At 71.9% G+C, this 19,972-nt stretch carries 25 protein-coding genes; 11 read left to right on the top strand and 14 right to left on the bottom strand.

The window, feature by feature from the left end:
* Window positions 1–37 precede the first annotated feature (37 nt).
* Window positions 38–856 (bottom strand): hypothetical protein, encoded by an 819-nt coding sequence (locus FDA94_RS26790; RefSeq protein ID WP_137249839.1) that lies wholly within the window; start codon window positions 854–856, stop codon window positions 38–40.
* Window positions 857–1,079: 223 nt separating this feature from the next.
* Here FDA94_RS26790 and FDA94_RS26785 point away from each other — a divergent pair, with 223 nt between their 5' ends.
* The 3 genes from FDA94_RS26785 to FDA94_RS26775 all read left to right on the top strand — a co-directional run bounded on the left by FDA94_RS26785 (window position 1,080) and on the right by FDA94_RS26775 (window position 4,907).
* Window positions 1,080–2,534, top strand: coding sequence for an MFS transporter (locus FDA94_RS26785; RefSeq protein ID WP_246060170.1), 1,455 nt, complete (start codon window positions 1,080–1,082; stop codon window positions 2,532–2,534).
* 74 nt (window positions 2,535–2,608) lie between these two features.
* On the top strand, window positions 2,609–2,926 hold the full coding sequence (locus tag FDA94_RS26780) for a nuclear transport factor 2 family protein (protein WP_137249838.1): 318 nt from the start codon (window positions 2,609–2,611) through the stop codon (window positions 2,924–2,926).
* A gap of 94 nt (window positions 2,927–3,020) precedes the next feature.
* Window positions 3,021–4,907 carry a hypothetical protein gene (locus tag FDA94_RS26775; protein WP_137249837.1) on the top strand — a complete coding sequence of 629 codons (1,887 nt, stop codon included), beginning with the start codon at window positions 3,021–3,023 and terminating at the stop codon, window positions 4,905–4,907.
* 7 nt (window positions 4,908–4,914) lie between these two features.
* Here the strand turns inward: FDA94_RS26775 and FDA94_RS26770 are convergent, their stop codons facing one another.
* Genes FDA94_RS26770 through FDA94_RS26760 form a run of 3 tightly spaced genes read right to left on the bottom strand, consistent with a single transcriptional unit; the run spans window position 4,915 to window position 6,652 of the window.
* A complete protein-coding gene (locus FDA94_RS26770) occupies window positions 4,915–5,451 on the bottom strand; it encodes an NUDIX hydrolase family protein (protein WP_170991139.1) in 537 nt (178 codons plus the stop codon).
* Complete coding sequence (locus tag FDA94_RS26765; protein ID WP_137249836.1) at window positions 5,448–5,651, bottom strand: helix-hairpin-helix domain-containing protein; 204 nt, start codon at window positions 5,649–5,651, stop codon at window positions 5,448–5,450. Before FDA94_RS26765 ends, FDA94_RS26770 begins: the two co-directional genes overlap by 4 nt.
* Window positions 5,652–5,662: 11 nt before the next feature.
* Window positions 5,663–6,652: a hypothetical protein gene (locus tag FDA94_RS26760; RefSeq protein WP_137249835.1), complete on the bottom strand. Its 990-nt coding sequence runs from the start codon at window positions 6,650–6,652 to the stop codon at window positions 5,663–5,665.
* Between the two features lie 19 nt (window positions 6,653–6,671).
* On the opposite strand from FDA94_RS26760, the gene FDA94_RS26755 reads away from it, so the two are divergent.
* Window positions 6,672–7,091, top strand: a complete 420-nt coding sequence (locus tag FDA94_RS26755; RefSeq protein WP_137249834.1) for a protein-tyrosine phosphatase family protein — start codon at window positions 6,672–6,674, stop codon at window positions 7,089–7,091.
* Window positions 7,092–7,216: 125 nt separating this feature from the next.
* Window positions 7,217–7,465: a hypothetical protein gene (locus FDA94_RS26750; RefSeq protein WP_137249833.1), complete on the top strand. Its 249-nt coding sequence runs from the start codon at window positions 7,217–7,219 to the stop codon at window positions 7,463–7,465.
* Here FDA94_RS26750 and FDA94_RS26745 read toward each other — a convergent pair.
* Window positions 7,441–8,139: a methyltransferase domain-containing protein gene (locus FDA94_RS26745; protein ID WP_170991138.1), complete on the bottom strand. Its 699-nt coding sequence runs from the start codon at window positions 8,137–8,139 to the stop codon at window positions 7,441–7,443. The genes FDA94_RS26750 and FDA94_RS26745 overlap by 25 nt on opposite strands.
* A gap of 389 nt (window positions 8,140–8,528) precedes the next feature.
* On the opposite strand from FDA94_RS26745, the gene FDA94_RS26740 reads away from it, so the two are divergent.
* Complete coding sequence (locus tag FDA94_RS26740) at window positions 8,529–9,503, top strand: hypothetical protein (protein ID WP_170991137.1); 975 nt, start codon at window positions 8,529–8,531, stop codon at window positions 9,501–9,503.
* Here the strand turns inward: FDA94_RS26740 and FDA94_RS26735 are convergent.
* The 5 genes from FDA94_RS26735 to FDA94_RS26715 form a co-directional block, all read right to left on the bottom strand.
* Complete coding sequence (locus FDA94_RS26735) at window positions 9,487–9,825, bottom strand: DUF5713 family protein (protein ID WP_137249848.1); 339 nt, start codon at window positions 9,823–9,825, stop codon at window positions 9,487–9,489. The two genes, FDA94_RS26740 and FDA94_RS26735, sit on opposite strands and share 17 nt — an antisense overlap.
* Before the next feature lie 36 nt (window positions 9,826–9,861).
* Window positions 9,862–10,737: a DNA-3-methyladenine glycosylase family protein gene (locus tag FDA94_RS26730; RefSeq protein WP_137249830.1), complete on the bottom strand. Its 876-nt coding sequence runs from the start codon at window positions 10,735–10,737 to the stop codon at window positions 9,862–9,864.
* Window positions 10,738–10,756: 19 nt separating this feature from the next.
* A complete protein-coding gene (locus tag FDA94_RS26725; RefSeq protein ID WP_137249829.1) occupies window positions 10,757–11,962 on the bottom strand; it encodes a hypothetical protein in 1,206 nt (401 codons plus the stop codon).
* On the bottom strand, window positions 11,959–12,498 hold the full coding sequence (locus tag FDA94_RS26720; protein ID WP_137249828.1) for a hypothetical protein: 540 nt from the start codon (window positions 12,496–12,498) through the stop codon (window positions 11,959–11,961). The genes FDA94_RS26725 and FDA94_RS26720 overlap by 4 nt, the downstream gene beginning before the upstream one ends.
* Window positions 12,499–12,640: 142 nt before the next feature.
* Window positions 12,641–12,901: a hypothetical protein gene (locus FDA94_RS26715; RefSeq protein ID WP_137249827.1), complete on the bottom strand. Its 261-nt coding sequence runs from the start codon at window positions 12,899–12,901 to the stop codon at window positions 12,641–12,643.
* 23 nt (window positions 12,902–12,924) lie between these two features.
* On the opposite strand from FDA94_RS26715, the gene FDA94_RS26710 reads away from it, so the two are divergent.
* From FDA94_RS26710 to FDA94_RS26700, 3 genes are all read left to right on the top strand, one after another.
* Window positions 12,925–13,125 carry a hypothetical protein gene (locus tag FDA94_RS26710; RefSeq protein WP_137249826.1) on the top strand — a complete coding sequence of 67 codons (201 nt, stop codon included), beginning with the start codon at window positions 12,925–12,927 and terminating at the stop codon, window positions 13,123–13,125.
* Window positions 13,126–13,211: 86 nt separating this feature from the next.
* A complete protein-coding gene (locus tag FDA94_RS39455; protein ID WP_170991136.1) occupies window positions 13,212–15,293 on the top strand; it encodes a hypothetical protein in 2,082 nt (693 codons plus the stop codon).
* A gap of 9 nt (window positions 15,294–15,302) precedes the next feature.
* Entirely contained in the window at window positions 15,303–15,608 is a 306-nt protein-coding gene (locus FDA94_RS26700; RefSeq protein ID WP_137249825.1) for a hypothetical protein, read from the top strand.
* Here the strand turns inward: FDA94_RS26700 and FDA94_RS26695 are convergent.
* Window positions 15,595–16,080, bottom strand: a complete 486-nt coding sequence (locus FDA94_RS26695) for a carboxymuconolactone decarboxylase family protein (RefSeq protein ID WP_137249824.1) — start codon at window positions 16,078–16,080, stop codon at window positions 15,595–15,597. The genes FDA94_RS26700 and FDA94_RS26695 overlap by 14 nt on opposite strands.
* A gap of 84 nt (window positions 16,081–16,164) precedes the next feature.
* Here FDA94_RS26695 and sigJ point away from each other — a divergent pair, with 84 nt between their 5' ends.
* Both sigJ and FDA94_RS26685 read left to right on the top strand, forming a co-directional pair.
* Window positions 16,165–17,007, top strand: coding sequence for an RNA polymerase sigma factor SigJ (gene sigJ, locus FDA94_RS26690; protein ID WP_212735530.1), 843 nt, complete (start codon window positions 16,165–16,167; stop codon window positions 17,005–17,007).
* Window positions 17,001–17,369, top strand: coding sequence for a hypothetical protein (locus FDA94_RS26685; RefSeq protein WP_137249823.1), 369 nt, complete (start codon window positions 17,001–17,003; stop codon window positions 17,367–17,369). Before sigJ ends, FDA94_RS26685 begins: the two co-directional genes overlap by 7 nt.
* A 157-nt stretch (window positions 17,370–17,526) precedes the next feature.
* On the opposite strand, the gene FDA94_RS26680 is transcribed toward FDA94_RS26685, so the two are convergent.
* The 3 genes from FDA94_RS26680 to FDA94_RS26670 form a co-directional block, all read right to left on the bottom strand.
* Window positions 17,527–17,715: a hypothetical protein gene (locus FDA94_RS26680; protein WP_137249822.1), complete on the bottom strand. Its 189-nt coding sequence runs from the start codon at window positions 17,713–17,715 to the stop codon at window positions 17,527–17,529.
* Window positions 17,716–18,016: 301 nt separating this feature from the next.
* Complete coding sequence (locus FDA94_RS26675; RefSeq protein ID WP_137249821.1) at window positions 18,017–19,411, bottom strand: LVIVD repeat-containing protein; 1,395 nt, start codon at window positions 19,409–19,411, stop codon at window positions 18,017–18,019.
* Window positions 19,412–19,464: 53 nt separating this feature from the next.
* Window positions 19,465–19,881 carry an SsgA family sporulation/cell division regulator gene (locus tag FDA94_RS26670; protein ID WP_061295511.1) on the bottom strand — a complete coding sequence of 139 codons (417 nt, stop codon included), beginning with the start codon at window positions 19,879–19,881 and terminating at the stop codon, window positions 19,465–19,467.
* Window positions 19,882–19,972: the final 91 nt, after the last annotated feature.

Raw genomic sequence — 19,972 nt, 5'->3', positions numbered from 1 at the left:
GGCGATCCACGAGCGGTCGGCCGGCCGGGCCGGCCCGTCAGGCCGCACGGGGGCCGTTGTCACGTTCCCGCCCCTCCGTCCTGATGGTCCGGCGCAGCGCCTCGGCGGCGGCTTCGAGCAGGTCGGCGGCGGCCCGCCGCTGCGGCGGGTCGAGCCGGGCCGACAGCAGCCCGACGACGGCGTCGGCGAGCGCGGGCAGCGGTTCGTTGGCGCGTTCCACGACCGGGACCCGCGCCTCCAGCTTGGGCCGGACCCCGTCGAGGACCACTTCCGCCGGTACGTGCAGCCCGCGCGTCGCGTCGATGATCACGTCCTGCAGGAGGCAGAAGACGTCGCGCGCGGTGGCCATGCGACCGAAGACCGCCATCAGGTCTTCGACCGCGCAGACCGGCGGCTCCAGCCCCGTGGCCCTCAGCAGCCCCGGGTGATCGGCGGCGAAGTCGGCCACCGCCAGCACCAGGCCCTCGGCGGCGGCCATCCGCCCGCCCGGTCCTGACTCCAGCATCTGTAGCCAGCTATCGCGATAGGGCCAGAAAGTCCAGACGACGGTCTCGCGCGCCAGTTCGGTCAGCGCGTCGACCCGCCCGAAGCAGTCGGGCAACTCCTCGCCGTAGGCCGCCGCGAGCGAATGCCGCGCCCTCGGCCCCACGACCGTGTACAACGTGCTGGTCGAGCCCCCCGACACGTCCAGCACCTCCCTGCCGACCCGGCCGCCGGCCTCGGCCACCTCGCGGCAGGCCGTGTAGTAGACCGTCCTGGTCGCCCAGTGGCGCTTTCCGTGGCGGCTCCCCTGTAACAGGCGTTCCCGCCAACGGGCGGCCACGCTCCGGCGAGATTCCGTGAGTACGTCGGCCACGACCCCTCCCACCCGTATGGACATATTCGAATTGTCGACAGAAGACTACAGCTGACTTAAGTAGTTTTCACGACCTGATTGCTTTTGGTGACATTGGTGAGGATGTTCACCAGGTGTTCCACGGAGAAAGACGGCCGATCGGCCAACACGGAGGGACCCGGGCCGAACCGTGCAAAAGCGACATGAATAGGATGCAATCCGACCTTGCACGGAAAGGCACCACGTGACTCCCCCAGCTCGCCATGGCGGCGCGATCATCACAGCACTGGCGTCGGCGGGGATCGTGGTCTCGGTGATGCAGACCATCGTCATCCCGATCGTGCCCGAACTGCCGCGATACCTCCACACCGACGCCGCGTCGGTCACCTGGGTGCTGACCGCCACCCTGCTCGCGGGCGCCATCGCGACCCCGCTCACCGGGCGGCTGGGCGACATGTTCGGCAAGCGGCGGCTGCTGCTGATCTGCCTCGGCCTGCTGGTGGCCGGATCGGTCGTCGGGGCGCTCAGCTCCTCGCTCGTGCCGATGATCGTCGGCCGGGCGCTGCAGGGCTGCGCGGCCGGGGTGATCCCGCTGGGCATCAGCCTCATGCGCGACGAACTGGCCCCCGAGCGGCTCGGCTCCGCGATGGGCCTGATGAGCTCCTCCCTCGGCGTCGGCGGCGCGCTCGGCCTCCCGGCCGCCGCCGCCATCGCCCAGAACGCCAGCTGGCACCTGCTGTTCTGGGGCGCCGCCGGGCTCGGCCTGATCGCCATGATCATGGTGTGGACGCTCGTACCGGAGTCGAGCGACCGCAGCGGCGGCCGGATCGACTTCCCCGGCGCGATCGGGCTGACCGCCGGGCTGCTCTGCCTGCTGCTGGCCATCACCAAGGGCGGCGACTGGGGCTGGGGCGGCCCGCTGACGCTGGGCCTGTTCGGCGCGGCCCTGGTGATCCTCGTCGTGTGGGGCCTCTACGAGCTGCGCCGCCCCGGGCCGCTGGTCGACCTGCGCACCTCCGCGCGGCGTCCGGTCCTGCTCACCAACATCGCCTCGATCTGCATCGGCTTCGCCATGTACGCCCAGGCGCTGGCCATCCCGCAGCTCCTCCAGCTGCCCGCCGCCACCGGCCACGGGCTCGGCCAGACGATGCTCGTGGCGGGCCTGTGCATGGCGCCCGGCGGCCTGGTCATGATCTTCGTGTCGCCCCTGTCGGCCAAGCTGTCGGCCTGGAAGGGCGCCAAGGTCTCGCTGATGACCGGCGCCCTGGTCTTCGCGGCCGGCGACGTCGCCGCGCTGTGGCTGCTGAGCGCCCCCTGGCAGCTCATCGTGGTGAGCATGATCACCTCGACCGGCATGGCCCTGGCGTTCGCCGCCATCCCGGCCCTGATCATGGCGAACGTCCCGCACACCGAGACCGCCGCCGCCAACGGCCTCAACGCGCTGATGCGCTCGGTGGGCACCTCCACCGCCAGCGCGGTCGTCGGCGTGGCCCTGGCGCACATGACGCAGCCGTTCGCCGGAACCCTCGTGCCGACCCTTGACGGATTCAAGCTGACGTTCATCCTGGGAGCGGTGGCCGCCATGCTGGCGGCGCTGATCATGGCGTTCGTCCCCGGTCGGCGGCGGAGTGTGGCGTATGCCACCGCCACAAAAGAAGCGGCGGGTATGGCGGCCGGCCACGTTCACCGGTCTTCATAACCGGCATATCGTCCTCGTCAGCGGGGGATGTGGCCCACAAGGACACATCACCCGACCACACAGCGAGGACCGCGATGGATCCGCTTCTACCCGCCATCCAGCAGATGATCGACGCCACCAACCGGGGCGACGGCGACGCTCTTCTGGGGGCGTTCGCCGAGGACGCCGTCGTCAACGTCTTCGGCCGCACGTTCGAGGGGCGCGACCGCATCGCCGAATGGAACGAGCGGGAGAACATCGGCGCCCGCACCACGGTCGTGGTGACGGGGGCGCGCACCACGGGCGAATCGACCACGGTCGCGGTCACCGTGTCCGGCGAGGGCTACAACGGGCCGGGCACCCTGACCTTCCGCACGCACGACACCCTTATCGACCGGCTTGACATCACCTGACGGACAGGTCGGTCAAGCACCAAGAAAGGCTGGTGCAAGCGGAAGGTCTATCACTTGTTCACGTACGCGATGAAACGTACGAGAAGGAGCGCGGATGGCCCAGGAGGGGGACCGCCAGGCACGGGGCACGGCGCTGGCGGCCGGGGAACACGCACTGCACGCCGAGGGGGATCTGCGGGCCGCCCGCCGGTGGTTCGAGCTGGCCTGGCGGCGGGCCGAGGGCGACGGGGACCATGAGGGGATGGCCCGGTCGGCCCTGGGGCTGGGCGGCGTCTGGGTGCACGAGCACCGCACCGCCGAGGCCGAGTCGACCGTGCGCACCCGCCAGGGGCAGGCCCTGGCCGCCGCCGACCCCGGCTCCGACCTGGCGCGACGGCTCCGCATCCGGCTGGCCGGCGAGGAGGACTACCGCCACGGCACCCATGACGCGATCATGCGGGAGCTCGCCGAGGCCCGGACCGCGGACGAGCCGGTCGCCCTGGTCGAGGCGCTCAGCCTGGCCCACCACTGCCTGCTCGGCCCCGACCACGGTCAGACGCGCCTCGCGCTGGCCAAGGAGCTCATCGGGCACGCCGGTCGCACGGGCCGTCGCGGGGACACGGTGATGGGCGTGATGTGGCGTACCGTCGACCTGTTCTTATCGGGCGACCCCCACGCCGAGCGCGGCCTGCGGGAGCTGGAGGCCCTGCTCGACCGGAGCCCCCACCTGGCGGCCGGGTTCATCGCGAGCGCGATCCGGGTGATGCTGGCCATCCGCCAGGGCCGGTTCGCCCACGCCGAGAACCTCGCCACCGCCAGCGCCGAACGCGGCACCGCCGCCGGCGACCGCGACGCCGCGGGCTGGTACGGCGGCCAGCTCGGCACCATCCGCTGGTTCCAGGGCCGCATCGCCGAACTGACGGACCTCATGCACGACCAGGCCGACTCCCCCGTGCTGAGCGCGGTCGACAACAGCTACTTCGCGGGCCTGGCCATCGCCGCCGCCACCGCCGGGGAGGACCGCCTGGCGGCCGGCATGCTGGCCCGCATCCGGGGCCGCGACCTGGCCGCCCTCCCCCGGTCGAGCTCCTGGCTCTACACCATGTACGGCGTCGCCGAGACCGCCCATCTCCTCGGCGACGAGACCGTCTCGGCGGAGGTCTACGACCTGCTGAGGGCCCACGAGGGCACCCCGGTCATCGCCAGCCTGGGGGTCACCTGCCTGGGCTCGGCCCACCACCCGCTGGGGGTGGCCAGCCTGACCGTGGGCCGCCTCGACCGCGCGATCGGCCACTTCCAGTGCGCGGTCCGCGACAACCTGGCCCTCGGCCACTGGCCCGCCGCCGTGCTGTCGCGCTGGCGGCTCGGCCACGCGCTGGCGCTGCGGCACGGCCCCGACGACGACGCCGCGCTGCGGGAACTGGAGCTGGCCACCAAGGAGGCCGCCGAACTGGGCATGGAACTCCCGCCCCCGGTCGCCCGCCGCTCCCCGGGCCCGTCGCCGGCCTCGGCCCGCCGCCACGGCCGCCACTGGCGGCTCGACCTCGGCGGCCGCTCGATCACGGTGGAGCACAGCGTCGGCATGGGCCACCTGGCGGTCCTGATCGCCAACCCGGGCCGGGAGGTCTCCGCCGCCGACCTGGCCGGCGTCCCGGACCAGCCTCCCGACCAGCCGGTGCTCGACGCGACCGCGCGCCGCGCCTACGAGACGCGGCTGGCCCGCCTCCAGGAGGCGATCGAGGAGCGCGAGGCGCTGACCGACACGGCGGGGGCGACGGCGTTGCGCGCCGAACACGCGTGGCTGGCGGGGGAACTGGCCGCCGCGACCGGGCTGGGGGGCCGGTCGCGGGCGTTCACCGGCGACGGCGAGCGGGCCAGAGTGGCGGTCGGCAAGGCGATCCGCCGGGCCCTGGCCCGGATAGAGGAACTCGACGAGACGGTGGCCGCCGAGCTGCGGGCCACGGTCAGGACGGGGGCCCGGTGCAGCTACCAGCCACGGTGACCGAGGGTCAGACGATCTGCCCGACGTGGGCGAGGGCCTGCTTCAGCAGGGTGCCCTGACCGCCGGTCATCTCCTGCTGGACCATCGGGGAGGCCGCCTCCTCGGGGGTGAACCACTCCAGGTCGAGGGCGTCCTGGCGGGGGGCGCAGTCGCCGGCGACCGGGACGATGTAGGCGAGCGACACCGCGTGCTGCCGCGGGTCGTGGTAGGGCGTCACCCCCGGGGTGGGGAAGTATTCGGCGATCGTGAACGGCTGGGGTGACAGCGGCACACGGGGCAGGGCGACCGGGCCGAGGTCCTTCTCCAGGTGACGCAGCAGCGCGTCGCGGACCCGCTCGCCGTAGAGGACCCGGCCCGAGACCAGCGCGCGGCTGACGGTGCCGTCGGCGCCGATGCGCAGCAGCAGGCCGACGTGGGTGACCACGCCGTTCTCGTCGGCGCGGACCGGCACGGCGTCGACGTAGAGGATCGGCAGGCGCTCGCGCATGAGCGAGAGCTCCTCAGGTGACAGCCAGCCCGCCGCGGTTTCGGTCATTTCGGTCATCGCTCGATCTTATCGGGATCGCGGAACGACAGGCCGTGCGCGTCCAGCACCTCGGTCAGGATGCGGACGCCCCTGGGCCCCATCCCGTGCAGGGCCAGCAGTTCCTTCGCGGTGAAGCGGGTGACGTCCTCCAGCGTGCGGCAGCCCGCTTCGGCCAGCGCCCGCTCGGCGGGCCGGCCGATCTTCGGCAGTTCAGTCATAGCTGCCGATGTTAGGAGACGCGCCAGAGCGTGGCATTGGCTCCGGGATCATCGGGGTCGCCCACCGGCGCGGTGAACCCGGCGCCCCACACCTGCGAGGTGCCCGGCCGGCGCGCCACGGCGGCCAGCGAGGCGTCATACCCCGTAGGCCTGGGCAGCGGCGTGCTCGCCCAGCTCGTGCCTCTGACCTGCCACAACTGCGGGTTCCACCCGCCCTGCGCGATCCAGACCCCGCCCTTGCCGTCAGGCTCCGCCTCCGTGTACGGCTGCCCCTGCGTCGTCCCGAGCGTCATCCGCCACCGGGAGCCGTTCCAGTGCATGGCCAGCGGCCGGGAGAAGGTCACGTCGTCGCCCTCGGCGTCGGCCCCCTCCCAGCTGACCCCGCCGACGGCCCACACGTTGCGCGCGCTGACGACGGCGACGTCGATGAAGGTGGCGGTGGCGTCCTCGGTCGGCAGCGGGATCGCGGGCAGCTTCACCTTGCGCCAGGCCTTGCCCGACCAGTGGAAGACGCCGCTCCCGGCGGCCCAGACCTGCCCGCCTCCGGCGTCCACGGCCTGGGCGGCCCCAGGGACGGGGTGGCGTTTCCACGACGACCCGGTCCAGCGCCGTGAGGTGTTCCCGCCGACGGCCCAGACGTCGCGGGCGGAGACGGTCTCGGCGTCGGTGGCGTGGAACGTGCCGAGCGACCAGGACGTCCAGGCGCGCCCGTTCCAGGCGTAGGCCCGGTTGGGCCCGAAGGCCCAGACCCGGCTCGTGGTGGCGGCGACCGCCGACAGCTCGGGCAGCCGTCCGGGCAGCGTCTTCCTGGCCTTGCCCTTGAGCGACTGCACGAACCCCTGACGGCGGCCGTTCGCGTACCGGTGCCCGGCGGACCAGACGGTGCCGTCGGCCGTGACCGCGACGTCGGCGAACACGTCGTCGCCCGGGGAGTGGACGACCTGGGCGACCTGCCAGGGGGAGGCGGAGGCCGCCAATAAGACCGCGATGATTGCCCGCATCCGTCCACAATATTTCCCCATGACCCTGCACGGTGCTCTTCGCCTGCCAGACGGCACCCCCGTCCGCGGCCGCGGACTCCGCCGCCCGCCGCCCCCGGGCCCGCTCCCCGACTTCGGCCTGTACGTCGTGGGCCGCCCCCCGCAGGTCCCCTGGCCCTCCGAATGGGTGCGCTGGCCCGACTTCTGGCTGCCCTCCGACCCCGCTCAGGCGGCCACGGCGATCCGCGGCCTCTACGACCGGGCGGTCGGCGGAGCCGACGTCGAGGTGGCGTGCGGGGGCGGGGTGGGCCGCACCGGCACGGTGCTGGCCTGCCTGGCCACGCTGACGGGCCTGGGCCCGGACGAGGCGGTGGCGTGGGTCAGGGCCAACCACCACCGGAAGGCGGTGGAGACCCCGTGGCAACGCCGCTGGATCCGCCGCTTCGCCACCTCACTGTGACGCGGTGGGCCCGGCCGTGCAGCAACCGGTCGGGGCGGACCGTCAGCAGCCGGACGGGGTAGCCCAGGTCGGGCATCTCGTGGACGCGGCCCGAGGGGGCGTGGAAGCCCATTCTCGTGAGGAGCGTGTCCCGGGTTCAGGTCTTCCAGCGGGGCGAGCCGGGCGCAACCGGCGAGCACGCCGTCGGGGGTGCGCGCCAGCAGGTGGTGGGCGGGCCCGTCGTGGACGTCGTGGTCGAGCCCGGACGGCAGCCCGAAGGACCTGAGCACCTCGCTGCGGAACTCCACCAGCTCGCGCTGCCAGGACCGCCCGCCGAACTCGCCGTCGGGCGGGTGGACCTCGAAGGTCATCACGCCGACCCCAGGGCGAGGTAGACGGGCAGGGCCACGAGGAACTCTCCCCTGTCGTCGGCGGCCCGCAGGGCCGAGAACCACGCGCCGGGAGCCGGGATGAGCCGTTCGTCGAGCACGGGGATGACCGCCGCCGCGTCCGCCAGGTCGGTCGACACGCCGAGGAACGCCCTGACCTCGACGGTCGTGAGGCCCTGGCGGACCAGGCGGCGGCTGAGGGTGCGTCCCATCGACGGGTTGGGCACCACCGCGCGGAAGACGCCGAGCACCTGGTCGGCGAGGTCGTCGTCGACCCCGTCGACCACCAGGCCGGTCCAGTCGACGTCGACCAGGCAGATCCGGCCGCCGGGGGCCAGCGCCCGCACCAGGTTGCCGACGACCCGGTCGGGGCCGGGGACGTGCTGGAGCACCCGTTCGGCCCACACGACGTCGAAGGCGCCGGGACGGTCGAGAGCGGCGAGGTCTCCGGTCTGCGCCGTGACGCCGGGGATCTCGGCGGCCACCCCGGCCATCGCCGGGTCGGAGTCGATCGCGGTGACGTGCGCCCCGAGCCCGGCGAACCGGGCGGCCATGTCACCGGGGCCGCAGCCGGCGTCGAGCACCCGCTCCCCCGGGCCCACCTTGAGCAGGTCGACGCCCTGTTCCCGGATCGTCCTGACCATGGCGTGCCGGGAGACCCGGGCCAGATAGTCGCGCATGTCCTGACCGTGAAACACCGCCATGTGGCGCCCCCGTGGCTGTATCCGGCTGACGAGTCGAGCGTGACAACGGGGGTACCAACCGGCAAGGAGCGTTCCAGTCAGGCATTCCTAGCTCAAAAGGACACATCGATAACTGTGCATCACGCGAACACCCGGTCGCGGTCGCGACGGCTGGGGCGATATTGGCGGGATGGGCGACGAGACAATCGCGGGAGCAATAGATTCGAACGGTGCCACGTCAGCGAAATGCGGAGAAATGGAACCGGCGCCGAATCATTATCGGCTCGGCGCTGATCGGCATGGGGATCGCCTTATTCCTTTGGACGGGTATATCCGGATATCCCGGTTATGTACGCATTCTTCCGGCCGCGATGGTCGCCGCTGGCATGGCCATGGTCGTCTTCGCCCAGCGCAACACCCGCAGGGCGGGGAATCAGGCCCTGGTCGTGTCCGCGGTGACCGCGTTCGCCCTGGCCGCAGCAGCGGTCCCGTTCGCCACCGAGGCGGCACCCGGCCCTCCGGTGAAGGAGGAATCCGGCCCCGTCTCGCCCTCGGCCGAGGCGGCGGCCGACCGCCCAACGCCCTCGAAGACGCCGTCCTCCGAAGCGCCGTCCCCCTCGGCATCGCCCTCCGCATCGCCCTCACCGCTGGTCGTGGAACTGGTCCAGCTGGATCCGCGCGGCGACGACTTCCACTGGGCGATGGCCGAACCGGCCCGTTTCACGAAGAAGCAGCTCGCCGAGCTCGACGACGCCGAGCGGGGTGACGAATGGGTCAGGGGCCACAGCGGAGTCGCCGTCGACTCCGAACAGATCAAGATCGTCCTCAGGGGCGCGCACCCCGAACCTGTCACGATCATCGGCATGCGGGCCCGCTCGACCTGCCGTGAACCGCTTACCGGCACCCTGTTGACCAGCCCGAACGCGGGCGACAGTCCGCTCTCCCCCATCGCCTTCGACCTCGACCGGCCCAATCCGGAAGCGGCCTCGATCGCCAAGGACGAGTTCGGCAACCCGGTCACCGACGCCGACTGGTATGTGAAGATGACCGGCCAGTATTTCCGCAAACGCAGCATCACCCTGGACCGAGGAGAACGCGCCGTCTTCCAGGTCTACGCCCAGACGCGGCGGCACTACTGCGAGTTCACCATCGAAGCATCGACTCTGGTGGACGGTGCCGTGATCCGTACCAGAATCGATCGGAAGGGCGAACCGTTCACGGTGACCGCCTCGGCCTCCCCGAAGGACTATTCGGGATACCGAGAGGTCTACTTCGGCGGAATCGCCTCGCCCAAGGGCTGGAGACTCGGCCGGCCCACGCGGTCGGGCGACTGGCTCATGCCCGTCACCAGTCGCGGGTAGCGATGAGCTCCTCGATCTCGGCGTCGTCGAATCCGTAGGCGGAGGCGACGAACCAGAAGTCGTCCGCGATCCACTCCCTCGCGGCGGTCTCGATCTCGCTGCCCGCTTCGTGGAACTCCTCGTCGAGGGCGTTGAACTCGTCGGTCGCCGCGTGGGTGAGCGGGTAGAGGGCGGCCAGGTCGGCGGGCCGCTCGGCCTCGATGCGGTCGCACAGTCGCAGCAGGACGGCCTTCCCCTTGTCGACGAGCTCGTCGGGGAAGTAGGGGTCGCGGTACATGCCGGCGAGGAACGGATGCGCGGCGATCTTCGGGTTCACGGGCATGCGGGGATACTGACGCACGCCACCGACAATCCCGCGTCACCGGTCCTGATAGGTGGACGATCGGAAGAGGAACGACGCCCACGAGCGGAACGGCCGCCATCCGTCGGCCAGCTTCGCGTAGTCGCGCGGCGTGGCGTCCTCCGGCAGGCCATAGGCCTCCCGCAGGATCCCGAACAGCCGGGGCTCGTCGCCCGGGAACGCGTCGGGCGCCCCCGCGCCCCTGATCAGGATCAGCCCGGCCGAGAACGGCCCGACGCCCGCGAGGCCCCGCAGCTCCGCCAGCGCCTCCTCGGGCGGGACGCTCCGCAGGTACTCCGCCGTCAGCACGCCGTCGAGGGCCGCCCGCGCCAGCCCCCGGATCCACTCCTCCTTCTGCGCCGGGAGCCCCATCCCGTCGGCCTCCGCGAGGCTCACCGGCGGCGGGAAGACCGGATACTCGACGTCGTCCACGACGACCCGCGCGCCGAACTTCTCCGCGATGCGCTGCTTGATCTTCGCCGCGATGTGCATCGACGAGCGCTGCACGATGACGGCCCAGCAGGCCGACTCCCACGGGGTCCAGAACCCGACCGGCCGGAGCCCGGGGCTGCGTAGCCGAAGCTCCTCCAGTACGGGATCGGCCCGCCCCACCTGCTCGAAGCCCCGCCCGTCGACGTCGAGCGAGAAGATCCTGGCGATCTCGTGCCTGATCGCCGGACCGGCGGGCCGGGTGGTCTCCACGGCGACGCCGCCGGGGACGCCGCTGACGGAGACGCCGATCGGGAGCCAGTCGTGCTCGGCGCAGTAGGCGAACCGCAAGGTGCGACCGCCGGACGGAAGCGTGCTCGTCGCCGGCCACTGCTCGACGAACCGCAACGCGTCGGCGAAGTCGAAGGGACCCTGGGCGGTGAGCGTGAATCCGTGGGAGGCCATGCGCGAAATCGTAGGGCGCTCAGGAGAAGAGCCCGAGCACGATCAGCGGCGCCAGCCCGCTCAGCACGGCGATCGCCGCCCTGCGGATCCAGACCGCCCGGCCCGCCTGGCCGGTCGCCTCCGCGAGGGCTGCCAGCGTGGCCGCCAGGCCCGCCAGCAGGCCCGCGAGGCCGAGCACGTTCGCCCACTGACCGGCGCGTTCGGCCCGGTCCACCTCGGCCAGTTGCCCGGCGAGCTGGGCCTGCCAGTCTCCGGGTGCGCCCGCCAGCGCGGCCCGCGTCACGGGGTCGACGCCGTCGGCCTGGGCCGGCGAGCGGGTCATGCGGGCGACGACGTCGGTGACCGTGCCGACCGCCGCCGCGTCGGCGGCGGCGATCTCCGTCTGCGCCCAGTCCTCCCCGTCGGCGCCCAGGGCCGCGTACTGCCTGGCCGCCGCCCGGGACTCCAGGGCCAGCACCGTGCGCCGCCCCTCCGTGCGGAAGGCCGACAGCGTCTGGCCCGCCAGGATCGACGTCTCGATCCGGTCGATCCGGATCGCCGCCAGCGCCTGGGCGCGCTGCTCCTGGGCCTGCTGGTGGGCGTAGAAGGGCGCCACGACGTTGAGCACGATCCAGACGCCCACCGCCAGGGTGACGCCGAACCGCCGGGTGACGTCGGGCTCGGGGGCGAGGCCGACGTCCCTGTCAGAGGAGTCCGCGCGGCGGCGGAGGAACAGCTGCGCCACCAGGTAGACGACCACGAGCGGGATCGTCAGGAAGCTGATCCAGGTGGCGAGCCGCCCCGTCGCGTCGCCGTCGGAGAAGGTGCCCTCCGGGTCGACGCGGGGGGCGCTCGCGCGCAGGTCGCCGAGGCGGCGCGGCACGTCGTAGCCGAGGCCGTCGAGCCGGTAGCGGTCTCCGGCGAGGAGGGTGGCGCCGCCCGCGTGGGCCTGGCGCTGGTGCCAGGCGAACTGGTTCTCCGCCTCGGCCTCGACGGCGGCCTGCGACCCGGCCGCCGTCCCGAGGTGCCGGGCGCGGGCCTCGGCCACCGACACCTGCATCGCGGCCGGGGCCTCGTCGGCGTAGACGTGCCGGACGTGCTCGAGGACGGCCGCCGATCGCTGCAGGTGCTGACGCACGCCCGTCTGCCAGTCGCCGCTCGCCTGCGAGTACAGCAGGGCGGCGATGACGAGCAGCAGCGCGACCAGGACGGTCACCGCCGCCTGCAGCAGGTTCGACCGGCTCATGACTGCTTCCGGTACGTGATCGTCCGCCCCGACGCGGCCTCCGTCAGCGCGAGGTCGCCGTCGGCCGACAGCGCCCACGTGTACTCCTCGGCACTCAGGTCGGTCATCGGCCGGTCCTGATAGCTGGAGCCGGGCGAGTCGGGGTCGGTCAGCGTCGTCGTGCCGCTCTCCGGGCGCAACACCAGGCGCTCCCCGTCGACGTCGACGCTGCCGGACGCGCCGACCTCGTAACTGAACACCCCCGAGGGGCGCTGCTGGGAGAGCACGCCCGCGTGCGCGTAGGTGCCGTCGCCGTCGAAGCGGTAGACGAGCAGCGCGTCGCCCGCGCCGGTGCTCTGCCACGTACCGAGAAGCTCTGCGGGAAACGCTCCCGTGGCGGCGGTCTCCGCCGCCGGCGGCGACGGGGGTGCAGGGGCCGAGGTCACCGGGTCGGCGGGAGGGGCCGGAGGGTCGATCCGTTCGTAGCCGCATCCCGCGAGAACCGGCAGGGAGACCAGCGCGACCGTCACGAGGCGGGCGAGTCCTTCGGGTGTCATCTGCTCACTCAAGCGGACGGCCCCGCACCGGCGCCTCGGGACCGACTCGGGGAAACCACCGGTCCACGGCCCCCTGGGGCGCTCAGACCGCGAGCCACTCCGTGACGTAGACGGCCCCCGTGGAAGAGCGCGAACCGCAGGCTCAGCGGCCCGCTCCGCTCCCCAGGAACAGCGCCGCCTGGAAGAGGCGATCCGGGCGCGGACGCTGCGCGCCGAGGGCGGGAGCGGGGCCGCCGCCCGCGACCTCCTGGAGACCCTGGCCGCGGGCGTCACCCTCGTGGAGATCATCGCGGTCGGCGACGCCCTCCGTCTGGTCTTCGTCGGCGGTGGACGGGTCCGCGGCCTCCCCCTGCCCGGCGACCTCGCCACCGTCCGCAGAGAGGTCGATCCGGTTCCGGCTCAACCGCCTCCCGCGCGAACACGGCCGTGGGACCGCCGAGCTGCCAGTCGGCGGTGTCGTCGCCCACGGGCGCCGACGAGCTCCTCGGGCTGACCGGGACGCTGCACCGGCGTTTGGTGGAGGGCGCGCCGCTGGCGACCGCCCTGCGCGACGCGCGGTGCGACCACTACGCCGACCCGTTGCGGCGGATCACCGGCTGGTCGTTCGTCGCCCTGGGCACGGGCTGAGTCTTCAGGTATTTGTACGTGTTCAGAGCGCCACCGAGGCGGGACAATTCCTCCCGACCCGAGATCGGCGTACCAGAGGAGCAGCCATGGCGGTCGCGTGGGGAGCGGTGCGGGGCCGTGTCGTCTTCGACAGCAGCGTGCACCCTTCGTCCCGTGAGCAGCAGTCCACCGGCTTCTCCTGGACGGGCGCCCGCTCCCTGCTGGTGACCGACTGGCCGGCGGTGTACGTGCACGACACCGGCGGCCTCGGCAATCCGATCGTCTCGGTCCTCGACCCGGCGGCCGACCCCGACGCCTCCATCAGGCTCGTCGACGCCAGCACCCGCCTGGTCGCCGACGTCCGGCTGCGCGGCCAGACGCTCTCGCTCACCTCGGGCCCGCTCGACCCGCCCGCGCTCGCCGCCCTGACGGGCCTGCACGGCCGCCTCCTCCCGGACGCCGCCACCGCCGACTTCATCAGCCCCTGCGCGATCTCGATCACCCCGCACTACGAGGACGACCCCGGCGGGGCCGCCACCGAGTTCACCGCCTACACCGTCGTCGCCGGCGGCCGGCTCCAGCTCCGCGACCGGGGCGAGGTCCCGCTGGAGTGGCCCGTCAACCGCATCAGGGTCACCCCGCTCGGACCGAGCGCCGTCGAACTCCACGGCGGCGCCCTGCTCGGCGGCCGGTTCCTCAGCGGCGCGACCCTGCACCTCGCGACCCCGCCGGTCCGCGACGCCTTCCTCAAGGTCGTCCGGGCCGCAGCCCACGCCGGTCCCGGTACGGTCGGCACGTCGGCCCCGGTGACGATCCGGGGCCTGAAGAGCGGCCGGAGTCCGGTGAAGGCCGACTGCGTCCTGAGCGACGACGCCCTGGAGTTCCAGTCGCCCGACGGCCGCCAGGTGCTCGCCGCCTTCGACCTGGCCGACCCCCACCTGCGCGTCGCCGGTTCGGCCGAACGCTTCGTGGTCTTCAGCCCCGTCCACGGCCCGGTCGCGGTGACGTGCGGCTCGACGACGTTCGGCCGGCGCCTGCACCGGCACGACCGGCTCCGCGCCGCCGCCGAACGCACCCTCACGGCGGGCGTCTTCCCGGTCGAGCTGTCCGACGGCCGCCCGGTGGCCTTCGCGTTCGCGGCCGACGGCCTGCGCGTACGCGGCCCGGAGGTCGGCCTGCACATCGCCTACCCCTCGATTCGCGGCGTCGAGGGCGACCCCGCCGCGCCCCGCCCGACCCTGCGCCTGACGACCGAACGGTCCGACCTCACCGTCGTCGCGCAGCCGGAACTGATCCAGGCCCTGCACACCGAGATCCGCGCCTGGAGCCACCTGGACGCCACCGCCGACCAGATCCCCGACATGCTCCGCGCCGCCGCCGGCCTGGAGGAGGACTACCTCCTCTACACGATCTTCGGCCCCTTCTACGAGCTGCACGCGGCCCTGCTGGGCGAGTCCGACGACCTCGCGACGCCCGTGACGTTGCCCGAGGCCGCCGAGGGCCGCTCCCGGCTGGCCGCGGTCCTGCAGATCGGCCTGGTCGAGCTGCAGCGCCACCTCGACCAGGTGGCGTACGTCCTGCCCGCGTTCATCCGCCACCGCGACGCTCTCCTCGCGGGGACCGACGAACCCGAATGGCTCAAACAAGGCGAAGCCGCCCTGCGCGCCGCCCTCGCCCCCACCCAGCGCGCCGCCGCCGAGACGGGCCAGCTCGCCGCCCAGGTCTCCCGGCTGATCGACCTGGACCCCGACGCCCTGCCGAAGGTCAGCTACGCGGGCGCCGCGCTGTCACTGGGCGCGGCGGCCCTGGTCAACCCGGTGTTCGCGGTGTCGGGGCTGTCGCAGGCCTATTCGGCGCGCAGCCAGGGCGACCAGCGCAAGAACCAGGTCACCGCGCAGTCGGAACGCGGCTGGACCACCGTCCTGGACCGCTGGAACTCCCTCGTCTCCGGCTCGTTGCCGGTGCTGTCGTACGTCATCACCGAGAACGTCTTCCCCCTGCGCTGGTCGGCCGCCCGCCGCCTGGCCGACACCGCTGCCCTGCCGGGCGTGGCCCGCCGCCTCGCCACCCTGGACGTGCTGCGCCGCTACCCGTCGGGACCGGGCATCCGGCTCCGCCGGGGAGAGATCGCCGACCACCTGCGCAGCACCCGCGACGCCCTGCCCACCCCCCGCTTCGCCGACTTCTGAGGACCCCCGATGAGCCTGTTCTCCAGCCAGTTCGACCGGGCCCGCCGGCTCTCCGCCACCTATGCCGGAGAGCCGGGCGAGACCCGGTTCTGGACCCCCGCCACCGTCGGCGTCGCCGCCGGCCTGGGCGCCGCCGCGCTCGTCGCCGCCGACCCCGATCAGACCGCCGCCTTCGGCGGCGACGGCGATAGCGGGGGGAACAGCGGCGACGACGGCCCCTGGTCGGTTCATTCGGACTGGTCGGACGCGTCCATCGGCGGCGACGGCGACTTCATGTACTTCTCCGACGGCGACGTCAGCTTCACCGTGGGCTGAGCGGGCTGTAGTTCTGCCCGACGGGCCGGCCGGGGATCGGCCGGGCGATCAGCGCGACGGGGATGAAGAAGCAGATCTGGCCGATCGCGACCGTGAGCGTCCAGAGGGCGTGGTCGTCGTAGTGCGCGGCCGCCCGGTCGAACAGGTCGTCCGGCACATGAGGGCCGGGCGCCAGCACCGCCTCGACGAGTTCCAGCGCCACCCGCTCGGCGTCGGTGAAGCAGGGCGCGTCGCGCCACGACGCCACGGCGGTGATGCGTTCCTCCGGTTCCCCGGCGTCGCGGAGATTCCCGGTCTGGCGGAGGGTGTGGTAGGTGCTCCCGGCCAGCTGACCGGCGCGGAGATGCACCAGGTAGACGGTGCTGTCAGGGATCGTGCCGTTGTGGACGGCCTTCGACATGCCGGCGGCGATCGCCCCCATACCGGGGAAGTACCGCATCGGGTCGGGCAGGCGAGACTGAAGTTCGGTCATGGTCACCCGACGACGTGACGACGCGGAATGTGAGGCCTCACATTCCGGGCGGCTGTCTCGTCGAGTGAGGCGAAGGGGGCGAACGTGACAGTCGAACTGAACGAACGACGACACCTGATCAACCTCTCCTACCGGCTCCTCGGCTCCCTGGCGGACGCGGAGGATGTCGTACAGGAGACCTATGCGCGCTGGTACGCGCTGCCGCCCGACCGGCAGCGGGCCATCTCGTCACCGGGGGCGTGGCTGACGACCGTGGCCAGCCGCATCTGCCTCGACCTGCTGGGCTCGGCGCGGGTCCGGCGCGAGCGTTACGTGGGCGAGTGGATCCCGGAGCCGGTGCCCGACCAGACCGACGACCCGGCCGACCGGGTCACCTTGGACGAGTCGGTCAGCATGGCCTTCCTCGTCGTGCTCGAATCGATGACCCCGGCCGAACGGGTCGCGTTCATCCTGCACGACGTGTTCTGCCACTCCTTCGCCGAAGTGGCGGAGATCGTCGGCCGCACCCCGGCGGCCTGCCGCCAGCTGGCCTCCTCGGCCCGCCGCCGCGTCGCCGCCGTGCCGACGGTCCCTGCGACCGAACGCGCCGACGTGGTCAGGGCCTTCAAACAGGCGTGGGAGGCCCAGGACATCCGGGCGCTCGTCGCCCTGCTCGACTCCGGCGTGACCGTCACCGCCGACGGCGGCGGCCTGGTCAACGCGCTGCTGCGGCCGATCGAGGGCGTCGACGAGGTCGTGCGCTACGCCGCCGACCTCGCCGGAAAGCTGCCCGGCCTGACCCTCGTGGAGCGCACCGTGAACGGTCAGCCCGGCCTGGTGATGCGCCAGGACGGCGTGACGGTGACGGTGCTGGCCTTCGACGTGGCCGACGAGCGCATCACCCGCATCTGGGCCGTCCGCAACCCGGAGAAGCTCCGGCCATGGTGACCCACGCCCTGATCGCCCTGCGAACCCTGGTGCTGTTCCTCGCGCCGATCACCGCAGGCCTGCTGCTGACCACGCCCAGCGGGCTCGCCCTGCACAGCGCGTCGGCGTACACGATGTTCACCGTCGCGGTGCTCCACGTGATCGTGACCGTCGTCCTGTGGCGACCGGGCGGAGCCTCCCCCAAGCCGATCCTGTACGCGGCCCTCTTCCTCGCCCTCACGCTGATCCAGGTGGCGCTGGGGATCGCGGGCCTGACGGTCGCCCACATCCCGCTGGGGGTCCTGATGTTCGGCCTCAGCCTCGTCCAGCTCAGCCGGGCCAGAACTGGATCAGGTAGGCCTCGTCCGGACCGTCCGGCCTGAGCACCCGGAAGTTCCATCGGCTCTCCGTCCGGCCCAGGTGGAGGTAGGCGACGAATGCGAGTCCGCAGACGCTTCCCACGCAGATCTCCGCCGACGCGAAGAACACGGCACCGGCGCCCGCCTCCCACCAGCCGTCGGGCCAGTCGGGGGTCTCGTCTCAGCACTCCAGCCGGACTGACGCGGTCAAGGCCATGTCGGAAGCCGAGACGGTGATGCAGTCGTCCATCACGTTCAGCCACGCACGCTCTGAGGGAAAGTCCGACCCGTCGAACCCGTCAACGTCCTGGATGTAGAACATCCCCTCGTCGAGCCCGATCAGGTCTTCACCGCTGTCGAGAAGGGGCATCGCAGGTTCCTTCCGGAGGACGGTCAGCGCCCGGCTGTGGCGATCAGCGTCTCAAGACGCGGCACCGGCCTCGGCCGTCTGGGCGGCCACTCCGCCCTTGGATCACCGTAGACGCGAGCGCGCAGCCGTATGACCTTGCGCGTGATCCTCGACCGCGCCGGATGGGATCGCAGCGCGAAGACCCAGTGGCTGACCCGGTCCGGCTGTGCTTCGGCGGGACGTGGTGAATGGTGCGGGCCATGCGGGACCCTCCGGTCCCGCCCGTGTCGCCGGCGTGGACCTGGCAGTCCGCGCCGGCTCGTCAGTAACTCCGCTGGCTCTGCACGTTGAGTTCGGTCATCTTGACGCTCTTGGCCGGATCGGTCAACGGGTCGTTGATCTCCAGGATGTCGAGCCCCTTGGTGATGTCGCTCGAATAGATGAACCCGTTGTAGTAGTAGGCCGACCACGACCCGCCCAGGCTGAGCCCCGGCCGCAGCGGCCCCCGCTCGAAATAGCCGATCTCCCGGGCGTTGGCCGAATCGGTGAAGTCCCACACCGAGACGCCGCCCTGGTACCAGCCCTGGACCATGATGTCCTTGCCCTTCACCGGAATCAGCGACCCGTTGTGCGCGACGCAGTTCTCGTCGGCCGTCTGCACCCGGGGGATTTTGAAATAGCCGCGCCGCTCAAGGGTGTTCTCGGACGTCAGGTCGTAAATGGCGTTCGCGCCTTCCTGCACCCCGGTCGACTTGTCGCAGGTCGCCGAGACCCCGCCGCCGAGTTCGTCGCTGAACACCAGTTTCGTGCCGTCGTTGTTGAAGGTGGCCGAATGCCAGACGGCGAAATTCGGGTCCTGTACGACCTGGAGAACCCGCGGCAGCAGAGGATTGGAGATGTCCATCAGCACGCCGTCGCCGAAACAGGCCCCCGCGGCGAGTTTCCGCTCCGGATAGACGGTGACGTCGTGGCAGCCGCGCGGGTTCTCGTACTCCGAGCCCTCCTCGACGGGCCGCTCCCCGAACACCGGCGGCCGGGCGGCCACCCGGGCGGTCTCGGGGGCGTCCACGGGCACCTCGATGACGTCCATGGCGGAGTGCGGCGGCGGGCAGGTCGCGGAGTCGGGGACGGGCCCGGAGGAGGCGACGTAGACGTACACGGTCTGCTCACCCGGCAGCACCGCGTGGGTGTGCGATCCGCATTCGGTACGGATCGAGGTCACGTATTTCGGCCGCTTCTTGTCGGAGACGTCGAAGATGCGCACGCCCTCCCACGACCCGGCCGCGCCCTCTTCACCCTCTTTGGAAACGCACGATTCGTTGTCTCGGGGGAAGTCGACGGAAAGGAACAGCAGATCCCCGGTGACCGAGATGTCGTTCTGGCCGCCTTCGCAGACCGTACGGGACACAACCGAGGGTTTCTCCGGGTCGGAGATGTCGACGATCGTGAACCCGGCATAGTTTCCGACGAACGCGTAATCGCCCTGAAAGGCGAGATCGGTCCCCCACGCCTCATCACCGTCGAAAGGAGCCTCAAGAGGGACGTTCGCGACGACCCTGACGTTGTCGCTGTGATCGATCGCGTCGACCGCCAGCCGAGGCGCCGCCGAAGAGGCCGCCGCCTGCGGGGTCGCCTCGGGAGGAGGAGTGTCACCGCCGCGGGGAGAACACCCGGCCGCTAAGAGGGCCACCACCAGGACGCCGAAGATCCGCCTCATGGGGGAACGCTATGGCACGGATGGCCCGGTTACGTGGGGAATGCGTAACGGTTTCACGAGCTCCAGAGCATGTTGGTCAGCTCTTCGTCGAGATCCATGAAGTCGACCTCACGCCCGGCCGGCACCAGCTCGTAGGTCCGGTGGAGGAACTCGGTCAGCGGCGCCAGCGGCACCTCGAACAGCGCCTGCCCGAACGGCGAGGTCAGGCTGATGTGGAGAGTGCGCTCCCCGTCGGACCGGGCCGGCCATACCTGGACGTCACCGTCGCCCACCCGCCGGACGATTCCCACGGTCAGCAACTCGCGCGCGAAGATCCATTCAACCGGCTCGTCGTTCCCGACATGGAAGGCCATGCGGATGGCGTAAGGATCTTCAGCCGTGTAGCTCAACCCCGCCAGTAGCGGGACGGTCGTGCGGTCTGGGACGACAAGCCGAAGGCCCAGCTCGGCAGAGACGGTGGTGCTGTTCATCGTCAGCCAAACCTTTTCGTCGTCGGGACCCCCTGCGGGGCTTTCACTGCTCAGACGGACCACGTCCCGAGCTATGACGCGGAACGAAGAA

It is taken from the genome of Herbidospora galbida, assembly GCF_005233835.1.
Taxonomy (GTDB): Bacteria; Actinomycetota; Actinomycetes; order Streptosporangiales; family Streptosporangiaceae; genus Herbidospora; species Herbidospora galbida.
The sequence above is the reverse complement of the archived record's forward strand: the minus strand, read 5'-3'. Positions and strand labels throughout refer to the sequence as shown.

What these genes read in the sequence shown, in the direction of transcription:
- FDA94_RS26780 (WP_137249838.1), top strand. Translation starts at nt 2,609, where the DNA reads ATGGATCCGCTTCTACCCGCCATCCAGCAGATGATCGACGCCACCAAC.
- FDA94_RS26700 (WP_137249825.1), top strand. Translation starts at nt 15,303, where the DNA reads ATGAGCCTGTTCTCCAGCCAGTTCGACCGGGCCCGCCGGCTCTCCGCC.
- FDA94_RS26675 (WP_137249821.1), bottom strand. Translation starts at nt 19,411, where the DNA reads ATGAGGCGGATCTTCGGCGTCCTGGTGGTGGCCCTCTTAGCGGCCGGG.
- FDA94_RS26740 (WP_170991137.1), top strand. Translation starts at nt 8,529, where the DNA reads ATGGCCATGGTCGTCTTCGCCCAGCGCAACACCCGCAGGGCGGGGAAT.
- FDA94_RS26695 (WP_137249824.1), bottom strand. Translation starts at nt 16,080, where the DNA reads ATGACCGAACTTCAGTCTCGCCTGCCCGACCCGATGCGGTACTTCCCC.
- FDA94_RS26730 (WP_137249830.1), bottom strand. Translation starts at nt 10,737, where the DNA reads ATGGCCTCCCACGGATTCACGCTCACCGCCCAGGGTCCCTTCGACTTC.
- FDA94_RS26755 (WP_137249834.1), top strand. Translation starts at nt 6,672, where the DNA reads ATGACCCTGCACGGTGCTCTTCGCCTGCCAGACGGCACCCCCGTCCGC.
- FDA94_RS26765 (WP_137249836.1), bottom strand. Translation starts at nt 5,651, where the DNA reads ATGACTGAACTGCCGAAGATCGGCCGGCCCGCCGAGCGGGCGCTGGCC.
- FDA94_RS26670 (WP_061295511.1), bottom strand. Translation starts at nt 19,881, where the DNA reads ATGAACAGCACCACCGTCTCTGCCGAGCTGGGCCTTCGGCTTGTCGTC.
- FDA94_RS26770 (WP_170991139.1), bottom strand. Translation starts at nt 5,451, where the DNA reads ATGACCGAAATGACCGAAACCGCGGCGGGCTGGCTGTCACCTGAGGAG.
- FDA94_RS26775 (WP_137249837.1), top strand. Translation starts at nt 3,021, where the DNA reads ATGGCCCAGGAGGGGGACCGCCAGGCACGGGGCACGGCGCTGGCGGCC.
- FDA94_RS26720 (WP_137249828.1), bottom strand. Translation starts at nt 12,498, where the DNA reads ATGACACCCGAAGGACTCGCCCGCCTCGTGACGGTCGCGCTGGTCTCC.
- FDA94_RS26745 (WP_170991138.1), bottom strand. Translation starts at nt 8,139, where the DNA reads ATGCGCGACTATCTGGCCCGGGTCTCCCGGCACGCCATGGTCAGGACG.
- FDA94_RS26725 (WP_137249829.1), bottom strand. Translation starts at nt 11,962, where the DNA reads ATGAGCCGGTCGAACCTGCTGCAGGCGGCGGTGACCGTCCTGGTCGCG.
- FDA94_RS39455 (WP_170991136.1), top strand. Translation starts at nt 13,212, where the DNA reads ATGGCGGTCGCGTGGGGAGCGGTGCGGGGCCGTGTCGTCTTCGACAGC.
- FDA94_RS26680 (WP_137249822.1), bottom strand. Translation starts at nt 17,715, where the DNA reads ATGCCCCTTCTCGACAGCGGTGAAGACCTGATCGGGCTCGACGAGGGG.
- FDA94_RS26685 (WP_137249823.1), top strand. Translation starts at nt 17,001, where the DNA reads ATGGTGACCCACGCCCTGATCGCCCTGCGAACCCTGGTGCTGTTCCTC.
- FDA94_RS26735 (WP_137249848.1), bottom strand. Translation starts at nt 9,825, where the DNA reads ATGCCCGTGAACCCGAAGATCGCCGCGCATCCGTTCCTCGCCGGCATG.
- FDA94_RS26760 (WP_137249835.1), bottom strand. Translation starts at nt 6,652, where the DNA reads ATGCGGGCAATCATCGCGGTCTTATTGGCGGCCTCCGCCTCCCCCTGG.